This window comes from Bacillus altaicus, from assembly GCF_042136375.2.
GTDB lineage: Bacteria > Bacillota > Bacilli > Bacillales > Bacillaceae_G > Bacillus_A > Bacillus_A cereus_U.
Window position 1 is genome coordinate 2,718,213 of the sequence record NZ_CM143394.1, and the last position, 13,666, is coordinate 2,731,878.

Sequence of the window (13,666 nt, forward strand, 5' to 3'; positions counted from 1 at the left end):
GTCTTTTAAAATTAACAACTCGTATATAAAACCTCCTAATTTATTCATTATTTTTTAACGTGATTTTTTTAGAGTCAGAGTCTATATTACGTGTTTCATTAGTGGATTTCAATCTTTTTGATTTGTGGAAAATTTGATTTATTAAGTGATGAAATAAGTAATTCAAAATGAAAAAACGTATGATTAAATACAAATTTAAAGTAATGAAAAACAAGGAGAAAATAAAAAAAGCAAGAACGTAGGTACTACGTCTCACTTTTCTCAAATGCAAAATAAAACAATAGATTCCTTTAGCAACACTTATGATCTTGTCCAATAGCTAAACCGCTAAAAGACAGAGGACCAACAACGTCTGCACTAGCAGCACTTGTAAGGTTTTCCACAGTTAAAGAATATTCGTGAGTCCCGCAGCTAACATTTTGATCTATAGCTTGAAATGTTTGTGCGTAGAATTGCTCTGAATCTGTAGATTCAATACCTACTTGTGTGTTGAAAATTTCAGTGTTATCATGGAAAATTCTAAATAATATTTGGGATATATCAGTTATACCTTTAACTCCAACTGTAGCGATTAATTCTACTCGATTATTACGTGAATCGCTTCTTGAAATTTTCAATTTAATATTTGCTAGAATTGCTTTATTTGGGGAATGGGGAATTGCAAAAGTTGTTTCACCCGTTTTATTTATTGGTTGAGTAGCTTGGTAATCGATGATATGAGTCATGTTCGTCACCTCACTAAAATATGAAAGTAACGATGAATTAGTTTGGACATATACTAGAAGATGTTAATAGAATTGAGAATAAGCCTGAATATAGGGCGATAACATAAAAGCATCAAGAAAGAGTCACAATACTGTGAGTTGTTTCTTGATGCTGTTAGTACATTAGGCAGAAAACTCCTCTTTACGTACTTCAAAGAATTCATTCCGGCGTAAGTAATTAAAAATTTTCTCTGAAACCTCTTTTTCCTCGGATATTAAGAAACGATGATCAAAAGCATAGAAAGATTGACCTTTAATTAGTTTTACGTAGTATATTTTACACGCCTCCTCAAATTTTGGATTATGACGTACCTTATATTATGATGGCCGATCTGACTGTTAATAATACTTAAAGTTTCAAAGGATAGGAGTACATATTTAAGAATACAATGAAATAGCTTACAAATTTGTAAGCTTAATGTCATCTTTTCCGATAGTTAAAATTAACCAGTATCTTCTATACTGAAAATAAGTTTCATAAAACAAGGGGGTAGAAAGATGGAGGAAGTAATTGGAGAAGTTGTAGCAGGGATTTGTGAATTTGTAGTTGAAGTTACGGTGGATGTTTTAGGAGATTTAGTTTCCGGAAATGAGGAAGAGAAAGAAACGTTATAAAATTTGTAAAAAGTTTAAAGATAAACAATGTATAAAAGCTGATTTCTAAAGGGAAGTCAGCTTTTATATTTTTTACATTATATTAATAATATTTAAATATTCACCTGTTATGATGTTAATGAAACCAATAAAGGAGCTGATTGATATGAATATGCCTGAGTCTAGTAAGATTGTGGCGAATATAAATGAAAAGGAATATCACTTTATTGTTCGTATACATCCACTTGCAGGAAAGATTATAGCGCTATTTGAAAATGGGAAAGAATATGGTTTGCTTGATAAGCAAATCGCTAGTAGGAATAAATTTATTAGGTCAGAACTTACTAAGTTGGAGCATTTCAACATAGATATTCTTTATGATAGTCCTGGGTGGATATGGATTGGCATGGATCAATATGGATTCCATGCAAGAGAGGCTACTAATAGCGAAGTAGAAGTTTTTGTGAAGTTACAGGGGGATTAAGTTATTTAGACGTGTAAGAAGATCCTCAAATATAAGAGATACTTTGTGAGGTTGTGGGATAAGTTCCCATAACCTTTTTTGTTTTATACTTAAAAATAAAAGAGTTAAATGATTTTGATAGAAAGACTCTAATACAAGAGATAAGCCTAAAAGAGGATTTGAAATTATATAAAGAGAACTTATAAATTAAATATAATACTTTATAGAAAGAAGATGATAAAAATGAGTAAAGAAGAACTTGTGAAACAACAATTTGGTAGTAATGCAGAGAAGTATGTGAAAAGTAAAATTCATGCAAATGGACCGGATTTACAATATGTAGTTCAGCAAGTTGAAACTCGTCATAATACTCGTCTTCTTGATATTGCTACTGGTGGTGGACATGTTGCAAATTTGTTAGCCCCAATGTTTAAAGAGGTAGTCGCTCTTGATTTAACAGAAAAAATGTTAGAAAAAGCAAAAGGTTTTATAGAAGGGAACGGGCATGAAAATGTATCATTTGTAGCAGGAAATGCAGAAAATTTACCATTTGCTGAAGAATCCTTTGATACAATTACATGCCGAATTGCAGCACATCACTTTGTTGATCCTTTGCAATTTATTTCTGAAGTACATCGAACGTTAGAAGATAATGGATTATTTATATTAATTGATAATGTTTCACCAGAAAATAATGAATTTGATACATTTTATAACTTTATCGAAAAGAAGCGAGATCCAAGCCATGAACGAGCTTTGAAAAAAACAGAATGGATTACTTTATTAGAAAAACAAGGTTTGCAAATGCAGTCATGTCATACTTTTGACAAGAAGTTCGATTTTGATTGGTGGTGCGATATGATGGATGTACCTATGCAAAAACGTGTAAAGTTAACAGAGTGTATGATGAAAACATCAAATGAAATGCAGGGGTTTTTCAAAATTCAATTTGAAAACAATAAAATTGAATCGTTCTATACTGAAATGGCACTGTTCGTATGTAAAAAAAGTTCAACATTAAAAAGATAAATTTCTTGCAGTCTTTCTGATGTACGATATACTTAGTACAGAGAAAATGAGAATTGAGGAATAGCAATAATGATTCGTGTACGTATTGAGGGAACTGAGGAAGAGATGCTTGAATTTTTAGAGGAAATGCCTGACATTCCTGGGTTTGAAAAAACACATATGAGAGAACCGAGAAAAGGGAATAATCCGAAATATGATTCAAGCAAAAGTGTACTAGCATATTTATCTTATAAGAAAATTGAAGTCGCCAATAAATAGGCGGCTTTTTTAATTATCTCCGTTTCACCGCCTTGTCTTTTTCGCATAATAATGATAGTAGATTATGCTGGAGAGGGGTGAGAAAAGTTAATAAAAAAATAATCTTTTTCGGAGATTTTGGTATTGATGATGCAGTAACGTTAATTTATGCGAATAAAACATGCAAATTAGATATTATAGGTATCGTTGCAGAGTATGGAAATGTATCAAGAGAAATTGTAACGGAAAATGTTTGTTTTTTAGAAAGATACTATGCTACAAAAGTGAAAATTATTGAAGGTGCCAGTAGACCGATGACAGCTGAAGAACCTTTATTTTTTCCTGAAATTCATGGGGATCACGGTTTAGGTCCAATTATTCCACCGAAAATGAGAATTTGTGAAAGAGAAAATTTTTGTGAATTGATCAAATTAATTGAGCCTTGTCCAGAAGATATTATTATAGTGGCGACGGGACGATTAACAACACTTGCAACATTATTTTTATTGTACCCCAATTTAATGAATCGAGTATGTTCTTATTATATAATGGGCGGTGCTTTTCTATTTCCGGGTAATGTTACACCTGTATCAGAAGCTAATTTTTACGGCGATCCAATTGCCGCGAATATCGTTATGAAATATGCGCAAAATGCTACTATATACCCGTTAAATGTAACGCAAGAAGCACTTATTACTCCTGAAATGGTCGATATTATTGATAAAGAAGGAACAGGGCAGGCGAAACTTATTAAGCCAATGATCGATTTTTATTACGAAAACTTTTACAAAAAAGAATATCCAGATATTGCTGGGAGTCCGATTCACGATTTACTCCCGTTCATTTCATTTATAAATGATGATATTTTTGAATATAAAAAATCAGCAGTTTGGATAAGTACGACAAATGATGTAACGAGAGGTCAAAGTGTTGCAGATTTTAGAAAAATAGCTGAGCCAACGACGTTTGATAATCGTCCTATACAAAGAATTGCCGTTGAATTTAATTATCAAGCGTTTAAAGACGAATTTATGAGAACAATATTGAAGCCAGATTGTCCTTAATATGTTGAGCAGATTTGAATGATTTTAATAAGACGAATAACTTACGAAAAATGTAACATAACTAATGGTAAGCAATTGTTTCTGATTATAATTTTATTGTTCAAAAATAAAGGAGGTAAATATATGATTTGGTATTTAATCGTCGGTGGTATTTTAGGATGGTTTGCAAGTCTGATCACTGGAAAGGATGTACCGGGCGGTGTAATTGGTAATATTATTGCTGGTATTATCGGTTCTTGGCTTGGTTCGTTGTTACTTGGTAAATTCGGTCCTGTTATTGGCGGATTTGCAATTATTCCAGCTTTAATAGGTGCGGTCATATTAATTTTCATCGTGAGCTTCTTATTACGAGCTATACGGAAATAAATACAAAGGGACTGTTTACATTTGTGAGCAGTCCCTTTGTATTATGTTGTTTAATCTGTTATGCTACTTTTATACAATCAGGAGGTGTCAGCATTGAAATCATTTACAGTAAATTTTCATCAAGAGGATAATGCAAAGGCAACAACAGTACATAAATTAAGTGAAGAGGACTTCGAGAAAGCAACAGAAAAAGGTACTCGTCATCTATTTGATTTAGATACAAACGTTGGTTTCTTCGTATTCTTTGATGCTGAAGATGCAGAAGAAAACGAGCAATACTTAATGTTACAATATGAAGGAGATCATGAAGAACCAAGTGCTTGCTACGGATTTGATTTGAAATTGTTCTATCAATTTTTAGCACTATACTTAAATGATCTTGAATTCCAAGGTGAGACAAATGAAGAAGAGGAAGAAAATGGTCCAATTCATCATTTAGCGCACTTACTTTACCATATTGTTGAAGATGGTAAATCAATCGAAGTGTAAAAATACATATTTGAAGCTGTCCTTTAATAGGGCAGCTTTTTTAATTTTATTAAGATATTATTTCAAGTGCCATTCCCTCAAGCCTTATAGGTTAAACAAGTTGAGAGTGGAAATTCAATCGTTACGGGGGGGCTGTTTATTCCTGCTATGTTTCAGTTGCAACACCACTAACTGTCGTTTTATTACTTGAAATGAGCTTTTGTGACAGCGCATGTCAAGTAATAAAAGAAGGATATAACAATTAAGGTGAGAAAGTGTATACAAGGAGAACAATAAGAGGATTAATAATACAATTCCAAGCTTTTTAAAACTTTCGTAAACCGAAGTACTTCCTTTATGGACCAAAAATAATTTAAGGGACAGTGTTATGGAATGGTTGCAAAAGTGAATATGTTGAAGAGGGAGGCTGAAAATGATGAAAGTATATATGAAAGTGCTTATAGTATTCCTAACTTTAACGTGTGTAGCGGCTTTAACCGCGTGTAATAACGCTGAGGAAAAGAAACAAACTAATTCAACGTCAGAAAATAGTACAGAAAAAAAGAGCGATACGCCAGAAACGGGTAAAAAGAATGAGGACACCGCTCAAAAAACAGAGAAAGAGTCTGTGGAAAAACCAAAAGGTCAAGATTCGGTAAAACCTTCAACGGAGTCTAATACGAAAAATACAGTGCTTAATCAAAAATCAATTAACCATGTAAAAGATTTATTTGAGCAAGCGAAAGAAGGTAAAGTACCTAACGTACCATATGCAGCACATACAGGTGACATCGAGGAAATAGAAAAGGCGTGGGGAAAAGCAGATAAAACTGATCAAGCAGGCAACGGGACGTATGCAACTTTTACAAGTAAAAATGTAGCATTTGGCTTTAACAAAGGATCTCAAGTCTTTGACGTTCGCTCATATCATTCAGAACTCAAATCGATTACGTTACAAGAAATCGAAAAGGCTTTAGGAAAACCAGCGTCAGTTAAAGTAAATGGTAATGATAAAATTTATGTTTATAAAGTAAATGAACAATTTGAATTGAAATTTATAATTCCGAAATCGACCGGTAAAGTACATCATATTTCTGTGTTCTCACCGGAGGATAGTATTAATAAAATGGCAGGTTAAATAAAAGAGCTGTTCCTATAGGGACAGCTCTTTTACTTTGTTTTTTTCTAACGATTGAACAACAAAAGCTTGAATAATACCGCCAATTATTAATAAGAATGCACAAATATAAAATAGAGTACTACCGCTTAATTTGCTTAATAACAATGCTCCTACAAAAGGCCCGCAAGTTCTTGAAATATCCCAATGTATACCATATATAGAAAAATATAATCCGCGTCTATGACTTGGAGCTATTTGTGAAACGAATCGTAGTAAGTGATTCAAAGCGATACTTTCCCCAATTACTAAAAAGAGCAAGGTGAAGAATAATGACCATATTGTTGTGGAATAGCCGTAGCCAATCGCAGCTAACGTATAGCAAGTATAGGAAATAACAATGATTTTAGGCATAGAAAATCGTTCAGACCATTTCACAAGGAAAATTTGGAGAATAACTTCCATGACTGCTTTGCAAGTTGAGATAAATACGAGTATGAATAAAAAATTTGGAAATACACTTTCGGCGAATATACGATAATTCGATTCGGTTTGAGCGTAGAAAAAACTAATAGGTAGCGTAGAAACCATAAGTCCAAACACAGCATAATGCTTTGAAATAAATTGTTTTGGCGAATATACTTCTTTAGTTTTATTAACGCTTTGTCTGGGTGGGACCGTTTCAGGAAGCTGCGTCCAAACGAGAATAGCATATAGCGTAAGGGCTACACCTTGCAAAATAAATAAATATTCAGGGTGACTAGTATAGAAAAAAGCACCAATTAATGGTCCGATTACAGAGCCAATCGCTCCCGTAGTATGCAGAACAGCAAATATTTCTGCCTGTTGTTCTGCCCTTGTTAAGTCAGCGATTTGAGCGCGCTGTGCCGGAATATATAAAGAGCGGCCAATACCATTAACCACATACAATAAGGCGAAAAAGGCGACCGTTTCAGCAAAAACGAATCCGCTTACGGCAAAAGCTTGTAAAAGTAATCCGATTAACATGATTTTCTTTCGGCCGTATCTATCTGTTACACCTCCAGCGATTAATGTAAATAAAATATCAGCGAGCGGCTGTAATCCGAAAAGAAGCATTGTAACTATGATATTCCCATTTAAAGCTTTATTAACATGAACAATAAAAATGATAGCTAACATCGCTTCAGTCGTTCGGACTAACAATTCACCGAACAACCGAATGAGGATGGGCTTATTATAACGTTTTAAAAGGTGATTCATTTTTAATTCCTCCTTTCTATATTGAAATGATAAGATGGAAGCTAGAAATGAAAAAGGGTAGAATGAAAGAGGAAGATTTTTCATCTTTTAGGGGGCGTTTTATGACTATTTTGGAGCAATATATGCACCTGTGGCTCCAGTATGGAAAAGGGAGATCAGAGGGAGAACAATTAGAAATAACTATACAAAATATATCCGAAACATTATTTTGTACAGAGCGAAATAGTAAATTAATCATAAAAAAATTAGAAGAATTAAATTGGATTATGTGGTTTCCGGGCCGAGGGAGAGGGAATCGTTCAAAATTGTTATTTCAAAAATATCCACTTTCTTTAATTTTAGAAAGAGGAAAAGAAATAACGAAACGAGGGGATGTAAAAAGCGGAAGTGCATTTATTGAAAGGTATAGCTCATATTTTCCATCGCTTCAAACTCAATTTCAAACTTGGATAGATTCGATATTCGGGTATCAAGTCGAAAGGACGTCTCAAGGAAGAAAAGATGTGCTTCGTTTGCAAGTCCAAATGAATCTAGATATTGCAGTAGATCCTGTTTACGCTACGATGCGTTCGGAATGTCATATGGTAAAACATATATACGACACATTAGTGTATGTAGACGGAAATACAAACAGTGTAGAGCCAAGACTTGCGTTTTATTGGGAATATGATGACCAGAAATATATATGGACATTCTACTTACGAAAAGGTGTTCACTTTCATAATAGAAAAGAACTAACCGCTTATGATGTTGAACAGACATTTAAACGATTTATGAAAGCGAAAAAGAATCCGCATGCTTGGATGTTACAGCACGTTGAAAGTTTACATATTCTTGATGACTACATTGTGCAGATTCGCTTATCTACAGATAATAAGCTGTTTTTGCATGCTTTAAGTACAGAACAATGTTCTATTGTAAATGAAGATGAAGACGGGAAGTTAATCGGTACTGGACCGTTTCGGTTATGTGAAAAGAATGAGGATGTATTCGTATTAGAAGCAAATGATTTATATTTTCGCGAACGACCTTTTCTCGACCGAATTGAATTATGGAATGTAGAGCACAGAGTTCAAACGTGCGATATATTAGCGAAAGCACGTTATAAAAATATAGAAAAGCAACATAAAGAAGTATCTAGACTGGAGTCGAATGTAACTTACATTACGTTAAATGCTGCAAAAGAAGGACCTATGCAAAATGTGATGTTTCGGAGAGCTTTATATAAAATTATTTATGGTAATAAAATTGTTGAAGAATTACAGGGAGAGCGCGGAGAAGTAGCGGATGAATTAGTACTCACAAAGAACGGTACAATTCAAATTAACAGGGATATACATACACTTATTAAATGCAGCTCTTACCGTAATGAAACACTGCGACTATATACATTTACAGGAGAAGATCACGTTGAAGATGCGAATTGGATACAAAAAGAATGTGCAAAATACGGAATTAAAATTGATATTGAGTTTCTTGAACAAGAAGAGTTATTACAAATGAGTACGATACAAAAGGCTGATATAATGCACGATAGTGCGACAATTAGCGAACGGATAGAAGATAGTTTACTATATATGTTTCTTACAAAAAACAGCTTTATTCATCAGCATAGCAATATAAATTTTAACGAAGTATTGCAGCCTTATTTTACAGAAAATCAATTAGAGAAACGGGTGACACTGTTGCGCGATATTGAGGACACACTGTTACGTGAAATACATATCATTCCTTTATATCGTAATAAACAGCGAGTAAGTTCACACGAAAAAATACAAAATATAATGATTAATTCACAAGGCTGGATTGATTATTATGATATATGGTTTAAAGCTTGATATATAAAGGTTCTTATGCATTTTAATGAAATGTGTAAGAACCTTTTTTCGTATAAAAGGGAGGTTTGTTTTACGCGTTGTTACGCTACTTATTATAAAAGTCCATTTACAGCGTAACAGTGTTATGTTACATTATTATCAGGAAGGAGTGTTATACAGTTGAGTACAGATTTAATTTCAAAAAAAGATTTATTAGAACTAACTGGTATTTCATACGGACAGTTATATAGGTGGAAGAGAAAAAATTTAATACCGGAAGATTGGTTTGTACGGAAGTCAACGTTCACAGGCCAGGAAACATTTTTTCCGAAAGAAAAGATATTAGAACGTATTGATAAAATCCAAACGATGAAAGAGGATTTATCACTTGATGAATTAGCAAATATGTTTTCACCGAGCGTGACAGAAATTCTTTTAACAAAGGATGATTTGTTACGTAAGGGTATTGCATCAGAACCAGTTTTACAATTCTTTATAGAACAAACGAATAAAACGGCAGAGTTTCAATTTGCAGATATTCTTTACGTGTATATGTTAGAAGAACTTCTTCAATCAGGAGACGTTAGTTTAGAAGAGGGGAAAATGGTCTTACAAGTATTAAGTGAAAATTACGAAGCGATTAAGCATAAAAATTGTGACTTAGTTATCGTTCGGAAGTTAGGGATTTCTACATGTTTCTTAGTATCAAATGTGGACGATTTAATTTTTGAAAAGGGAACAAAAATTGTGTTACGTGAAGCAATTACGAAATATACCGAAGCATTAAAAACTAAACTGTTGTAGTGGAGGAGAAGTCATGCGTACAGAAAATTTAATTATAAATGGTTACGGTTCATCGAATGGTGGTGAGTTTCATAAAGTGCAGCTAAACGGAAAAGGAACTGTTAATGGAAACGTTGAATGTGAGCAATTTGAATGTAATGGTTACGGTGCAGTTACTGGTGATTTGAAAAGTAGTAATGCAAGAATTAGCGGATCGGGTAAAGTTGATGGTACAGTTATCACAGAAAAGATGCGAATCGATGGAAAAGCGACAATTACACAAGATGTAAAGGCGAACAGTTTAAAAATTGCAGGAAAAGGTACGATAGGTGGAAATGTCACCGGTGAAGAATTTAAAATCAATGGTCAAGCGACGATTGATGGTAATTGTGAGGTTGATGTTTTTTCTTCTGAAGGACAATTTACAGTTGGTGGGTTATTAAGCGCAGATGAAATTAATATTAATATTCACGGTACATGTAGAGCGAAAGAAATTGGTGGACAAACGATTAAAGTAAGACATAGATTGAGTACTTTTAGTAAACTTTTTAAAACAGTATTTGGCCTGCAGTTAGAGGCTGAATTGTTAGAAGGTGACAATGTTGATATTGATTATGCTCACATTAAAACGGTAAGAGGAAACAATGTTACAGTAGGACCGAACTGTGAGATTGATCTTATTGAATATACAGGTGTACTTAATGTTGATAAAAACGCAAGTGTGAAAGAAATTAAGCAGGTTTAAAGGAAGGGAGCAATCGATATGGAAAATCAACATAGTCTTACTGTAAATGGATCAGGTAGCTCGGCAGGTGGAGATTATAATAAAGTGAAGATTCGCGGCGAAGGAACAATCTCTAATCATATGAGTTGTAATGATTTTAAAACGTATGGTACGAGTGAAGTACGTGGCAATATGAAAGCGAAAAATTATGTCGTGTATGGAGATAGTGAAGTACAAGGGAATATGGAGGCGGAATATGTAAAAATATACGGTAATGCCCAAGTACAAGGCGATGGACACATTCATAAAACAAAAGTTAGAGGTATGATAGAATTTAAAGGGAAGCTATCCGGTGATTTTGTAGATGTGAAAGGCGCTTTAAATGTGAAGGGAGATATAGAAGTAGAGGAATTATTACTAACTGGTGGTCTTGAAAGTGATGGTTTGCTTAATGCTGAAAATATTGAAATCTCACTTCGTTATGAAGGAAGTAAAGTGAGAGAAATCGGTGGGAAAAAGATTACAGTACGTAAAAAAGCGAGATTTATTCCTTTTACAAGTCATGCAGGAAGCCTTCAAACATCAATTATTGAGGGGGATGATATTTATTTAGAGTATACAATAGCAGACGTAGTAAGAGGAAATCATGTTATAATTGGCCCTGGTTGTGAAATTAGTATTGTAGAATATCATACTAGTTTTAATCAGAAAGGCGATTCAGTCGTAAAAGAACATAAACAAATATAAGTAGTATGAGGGAGAGCAAGAAATATGGTTGAGAAGAATAATAAACTCGGCTTCGTTGTTGCCGGTTTATTGCTAGGGATTTTAATGGCATCAATGGATAATACCATTGTCGTTACAGCAATGGGAACGATTGTTGGTGACTTAGGAGGTCTTGAAAACTTTGTATGGGTTGTTTCTGCCTATATGGTCGCAGAAATGGCAGGTATGCCGATTTTCGGTAAGCTATCAGATATGTATGGTAGAAAGAGATTTTTTATTTTCGGTTTAATCGTCTTTATGATTGGTTCGGCACTTTGTGGGACTGCTGAAAATATTACACAGTTAGGTATTTATCGTGCCATTCAAGGTATTGGCGGCGGGGCACTAGTGCCGATCGCATTTACTATCGTTTTTGATATTTTCCCTCCAGAAAAGCGCGGGAAAATGGGTGGTTTATTCGGAGCAGTATTTGGTTTATCAAGTATTTTTGGGCCATTACTTGGCGCATATATTACGGATTATATTAGCTGGCACTGGGTGTTTTATATTAACTTACCACTTGGCATTTTAGCACTTATTTTTATTACATTATTTTATAAAGAGTCACGAGTTCATAGAGAACAAAAGATTGATTGGTTTGGGGCAATTACTTTAGTTGGTGCAGTAGTTTGTTTAATGTTCGCCTTAGAATTAGGCGGACAAAAGTATGACTGGGATTCTAGCTTTATTTTAAGTTTATTTGCTGGGTTCGCTATTTTAGTAATTGCTTTTATTGTTATTGAACGAAAAGTAGAAGAGCCAATCATTTCATTTGAGATGTTTAAACAACGTCTGTTTGGAATGAGTACAATTATTGCCTTATGTTACGGGGCGGCATTTATGTCAGCAACTGTGTACATTCCGTTATTTATTCAAGGTGTATACGGTGGTACGGCAACAAACTCAGGATTATTGTTATTACCAATGATGTTAGGATCAGTAGTTACAGCGCAATTAGGTGGATTTTTAACATCGAAACTTAGCTACCGAAACATTATGATTATTTCTGCTGTAATTATGCTAATCGGATTATTCTTATTAAGTACATTAACGCCAGAAACAAGTCGTATATTATTAACAATTTATATGACTATTATCGGTTTTGGAGTTGGTTTCTCATTCTCTGTACTAAGTATGGCTGCTATTCATAACTTCGGTATGGAGCAACGCGGTTCTGCGACTTCAACGAGTAACTTCATTCGTTCATTAGGTATGACACTTGGTATTACAATCTTCGGAATGATTCAAAGAACTGGTTTCCAGGATCAATTAGAAGAAGCGTTTAAAGGTATGAGCGGGGGAATGAATACAAACGCTTTAGGAGATTCAAGAGCTATTCTATCAGAATCGGCAAGATCTCAAATTCCGCCGCAAATATTAGATAAAATCATTGAAGCTCTCTCTAGTTCAATCGTTCAGACATTTATGTGGGCGTTAGTCCCAGCAAGTTTAGCGTTCATATTCATTTTCTTTATGGGAAATGAGCGCATGGTATATAAGAAAGAACAAAACAAGGTGAAAAGTGAAACATCAAAAACGTAAAGAAAAAACTCCTTTCAATTTTGAAAGGAGTTTTTTCTGATGTGCAAATTTAGATTAGCCTTCAATAATTTCGTATTCTTCGTCTGCTAATAATAAAACTTGTGTTTTCTTACCTTTGTTTTGAACTTCGATTACATCATATGTACCTAAGTCTCTTAGCTTGCTTTGAGAAGCGTTAACCATAACTTCCATCGAATCAATTAAGATATCTTCTTCAATGTATGATTCAGGCAATGCCATATCTTCAGTATCTAATACACATGTATATAGATTTTGTAAGTTTTCAGCAGTTGGGTTTTGTTCCTCAACATCAATAATGGTTTTTACTGCTTCCATATTTTCTTCTTTTACTTGATATACTTTAATTTTAGTCATTGTTTTAATCTCCTTTATAACGTAATCGTAGAGGCTGCAATTCATCCCGCAATAACGAGCAGTAGACTCCCACCTCAAGATGAAGAAGCAAATGATGAGGACGGCGGAAGATAACTGCCCGTAAGAGCCCGATTGGTGAGGGCTAACCATTAGTAGGAGATAAAGTTCCCCCCTAATAGAAGTTTCACTTTATTATAACGCTTTTTTGTTGAAAGATGAAATTGTTATATGCATTTATAGTGAAAAATATATTTTATTACTTATTTGAGGAACGATTAGTTTTTTAATTTGACAGGCATATGTCTGTATACTTATC

16 protein-coding genes are annotated in these 13,666 nt (G+C 34.0%); 12 read left to right on the forward strand and 4 right to left on the reverse strand.

Features of this window, described 5'->3' with window-relative positions; translation table 11 throughout:
- Positions 1–290: 290 nt before the first annotated feature.
- Both exsC and ACE38F_RS14165 read right to left on the reverse strand, forming a co-directional pair.
- On the reverse strand, positions 291–725 hold the full coding sequence (gene exsC / locus ACE38F_RS14160) for an exosporium protein ExsC (protein ID WP_375368887.1): 435 nt from the start codon (positions 723–725) through the stop codon (positions 291–293).
- Positions 726–887: 162 nt separating this feature from the next.
- The gene (locus tag ACE38F_RS14165; protein ID WP_078174330.1) at positions 888–1,040 is read right to left on the reverse strand and encodes a YqbF domain-containing protein; all 153 of its coding nucleotides are present in this window, start codon (positions 1,038–1,040) and stop codon (positions 888–890) included.
- A 484-nt stretch (positions 1,041–1,524) separates the two neighbouring features.
- On the opposite strand from ACE38F_RS14165, the gene ACE38F_RS14170 reads away from it, so the two are divergent.
- The 7 genes from ACE38F_RS14170 to ACE38F_RS14200 all read left to right on the forward strand — a co-directional run bounded on the left by ACE38F_RS14170 (position 1,525) and on the right by ACE38F_RS14200 (position 6,123).
- Complete coding sequence (locus ACE38F_RS14170; RefSeq protein ID WP_375368888.1) at positions 1,525–1,842, forward strand: hypothetical protein; 318 nt, start codon at positions 1,525–1,527, stop codon at positions 1,840–1,842.
- Between the two features lie 222 nt (positions 1,843–2,064).
- The gene (locus tag ACE38F_RS14175; protein ID WP_375368889.1) at positions 2,065–2,850 is read left to right on the forward strand and encodes a class I SAM-dependent methyltransferase; all 786 of its coding nucleotides are present in this window, start codon (positions 2,065–2,067) and stop codon (positions 2,848–2,850) included.
- A gap of 69 nt (positions 2,851–2,919) precedes the next feature.
- Positions 2,920–3,108, forward strand: a complete 189-nt coding sequence (locus ACE38F_RS14180) for a DUF3970 family protein (RefSeq protein ID WP_375368890.1) — start codon at positions 2,920–2,922, stop codon at positions 3,106–3,108.
- A gap of 77 nt (positions 3,109–3,185) precedes the next feature.
- Positions 3,186–4,151 carry a nucleoside hydrolase gene (locus ACE38F_RS14185; protein ID WP_375368891.1) on the forward strand — a complete coding sequence of 322 codons (966 nt, stop codon included), beginning with the start codon at positions 3,186–3,188 and terminating at the stop codon, positions 4,149–4,151.
- Between the two features lie 123 nt (positions 4,152–4,274).
- Positions 4,275–4,517, forward strand: coding sequence for a GlsB/YeaQ/YmgE family stress response membrane protein (locus ACE38F_RS14190; RefSeq protein WP_002110405.1), 243 nt, complete (start codon positions 4,275–4,277; stop codon positions 4,515–4,517).
- 93 nt (positions 4,518–4,610) lie between these two features.
- A complete protein-coding gene (locus ACE38F_RS14195) occupies positions 4,611–5,006 on the forward strand; it encodes a cytosolic protein (RefSeq protein ID WP_375368892.1) in 396 nt (131 codons plus the stop codon).
- Positions 5,007–5,418: 412 nt separating this feature from the next.
- Positions 5,419–6,123 carry a YjgB family protein gene (locus ACE38F_RS14200; RefSeq protein WP_375368893.1) on the forward strand — a complete coding sequence of 235 codons (705 nt, stop codon included), beginning with the start codon at positions 5,419–5,421 and terminating at the stop codon, positions 6,121–6,123.
- Between the two features lie 15 nt (positions 6,124–6,138).
- Here ACE38F_RS14200 and ACE38F_RS14205 read toward each other — a convergent pair whose 3' ends face one another.
- On the reverse strand, positions 6,139–7,344 hold the full coding sequence (locus tag ACE38F_RS14205) for an MDR family MFS transporter (RefSeq protein WP_375368894.1): 1,206 nt from the start codon (positions 7,342–7,344) through the stop codon (positions 6,139–6,141).
- 62 nt (positions 7,345–7,406) lie between these two features.
- Here ACE38F_RS14205 and ACE38F_RS14210 point away from each other — a divergent pair, with 62 nt between their 5' ends.
- The 5 genes from ACE38F_RS14210 (at position 7,407) to ACE38F_RS14230 (ending at position 12,975) form a co-directional block, all read left to right on the forward strand.
- A complete protein-coding gene (locus tag ACE38F_RS14210) occupies positions 7,407–9,182 on the forward strand; it encodes an SgrR family transcriptional regulator (RefSeq protein ID WP_375369340.1) in 1,776 nt (591 codons plus the stop codon).
- 159 nt (positions 9,183–9,341) lie between these two features.
- On the forward strand, positions 9,342–9,965 hold the full coding sequence (locus ACE38F_RS14215; protein WP_215553375.1) for a YhbD family protein: 624 nt from the start codon (positions 9,342–9,344) through the stop codon (positions 9,963–9,965).
- Between the two features lie 13 nt (positions 9,966–9,978).
- Positions 9,979–10,689 carry a polymer-forming cytoskeletal protein gene (locus ACE38F_RS14220; RefSeq protein ID WP_375368895.1) on the forward strand — a complete coding sequence of 237 codons (711 nt, stop codon included), beginning with the start codon at positions 9,979–9,981 and terminating at the stop codon, positions 10,687–10,689.
- Between the two features lie 18 nt (positions 10,690–10,707).
- Positions 10,708–11,415, forward strand: coding sequence for a polymer-forming cytoskeletal protein (locus ACE38F_RS14225; RefSeq protein WP_375368896.1), 708 nt, complete (start codon positions 10,708–10,710; stop codon positions 11,413–11,415).
- Between the two features lie 24 nt (positions 11,416–11,439).
- Positions 11,440–12,975, forward strand: coding sequence for an MDR family MFS transporter (locus ACE38F_RS14230; protein WP_341306524.1), 1,536 nt, complete (start codon positions 11,440–11,442; stop codon positions 12,973–12,975).
- Positions 12,976–13,029: 54 nt separating this feature from the next.
- Here the strand turns inward: ACE38F_RS14230 and ACE38F_RS14235 are convergent, their stop codons facing one another.
- On the reverse strand, positions 13,030–13,350 hold the full coding sequence (locus tag ACE38F_RS14235) for a hypothetical protein (RefSeq protein WP_341306525.1): 321 nt from the start codon (positions 13,348–13,350) through the stop codon (positions 13,030–13,032).
- Between the last annotated feature and the right edge of the window lie 316 nt (positions 13,351–13,666).

Coding starts and splice junctions, on each gene's coding strand:
- exsC (WP_375368887.1), bottom strand. CDS start 725: ATGACTCATATCATCGATTACCAAGCTACTCAACCAATAAATAAAACG.
- ACE38F_RS14170 (WP_375368888.1), top strand. CDS start 1,525: ATGAATATGCCTGAGTCTAGTAAGATTGTGGCGAATATAAATGAAAAG.
- ACE38F_RS14175 (WP_375368889.1), top strand. CDS start 2,065: ATGAGTAAAGAAGAACTTGTGAAACAACAATTTGGTAGTAATGCAGAG.
- ACE38F_RS14180 (WP_375368890.1), top strand. CDS start 2,920: ATGATTCGTGTACGTATTGAGGGAACTGAGGAAGAGATGCTTGAATTT.
- ACE38F_RS14190 (WP_002110405.1), top strand. CDS start 4,275: ATGATTTGGTATTTAATCGTCGGTGGTATTTTAGGATGGTTTGCAAGT.
- ACE38F_RS14200 (WP_375368893.1), top strand. CDS start 5,419: ATGATGAAAGTATATATGAAAGTGCTTATAGTATTCCTAACTTTAACG.
- ACE38F_RS14205 (WP_375368894.1), bottom strand. CDS start 7,344: ATGAATCACCTTTTAAAACGTTATAATAAGCCCATCCTCATTCGGTTG.
- ACE38F_RS14210 (WP_375369340.1), top strand. CDS start 7,407: ATGAAAGAGGAAGATTTTTCATCTTTTAGGGGGCGTTTTATGACTATT.
- ACE38F_RS14220 (WP_375368895.1), top strand. CDS start 9,979: ATGCGTACAGAAAATTTAATTATAAATGGTTACGGTTCATCGAATGGT.
- ACE38F_RS14225 (WP_375368896.1), top strand. CDS start 10,708: ATGGAAAATCAACATAGTCTTACTGTAAATGGATCAGGTAGCTCGGCA.
- ACE38F_RS14230 (WP_341306524.1), top strand. CDS start 11,440: ATGGTTGAGAAGAATAATAAACTCGGCTTCGTTGTTGCCGGTTTATTG.
- ACE38F_RS14235 (WP_341306525.1), bottom strand. CDS start 13,350: ATGACTAAAATTAAAGTATATCAAGTAAAAGAAGAAAATATGGAAGCA.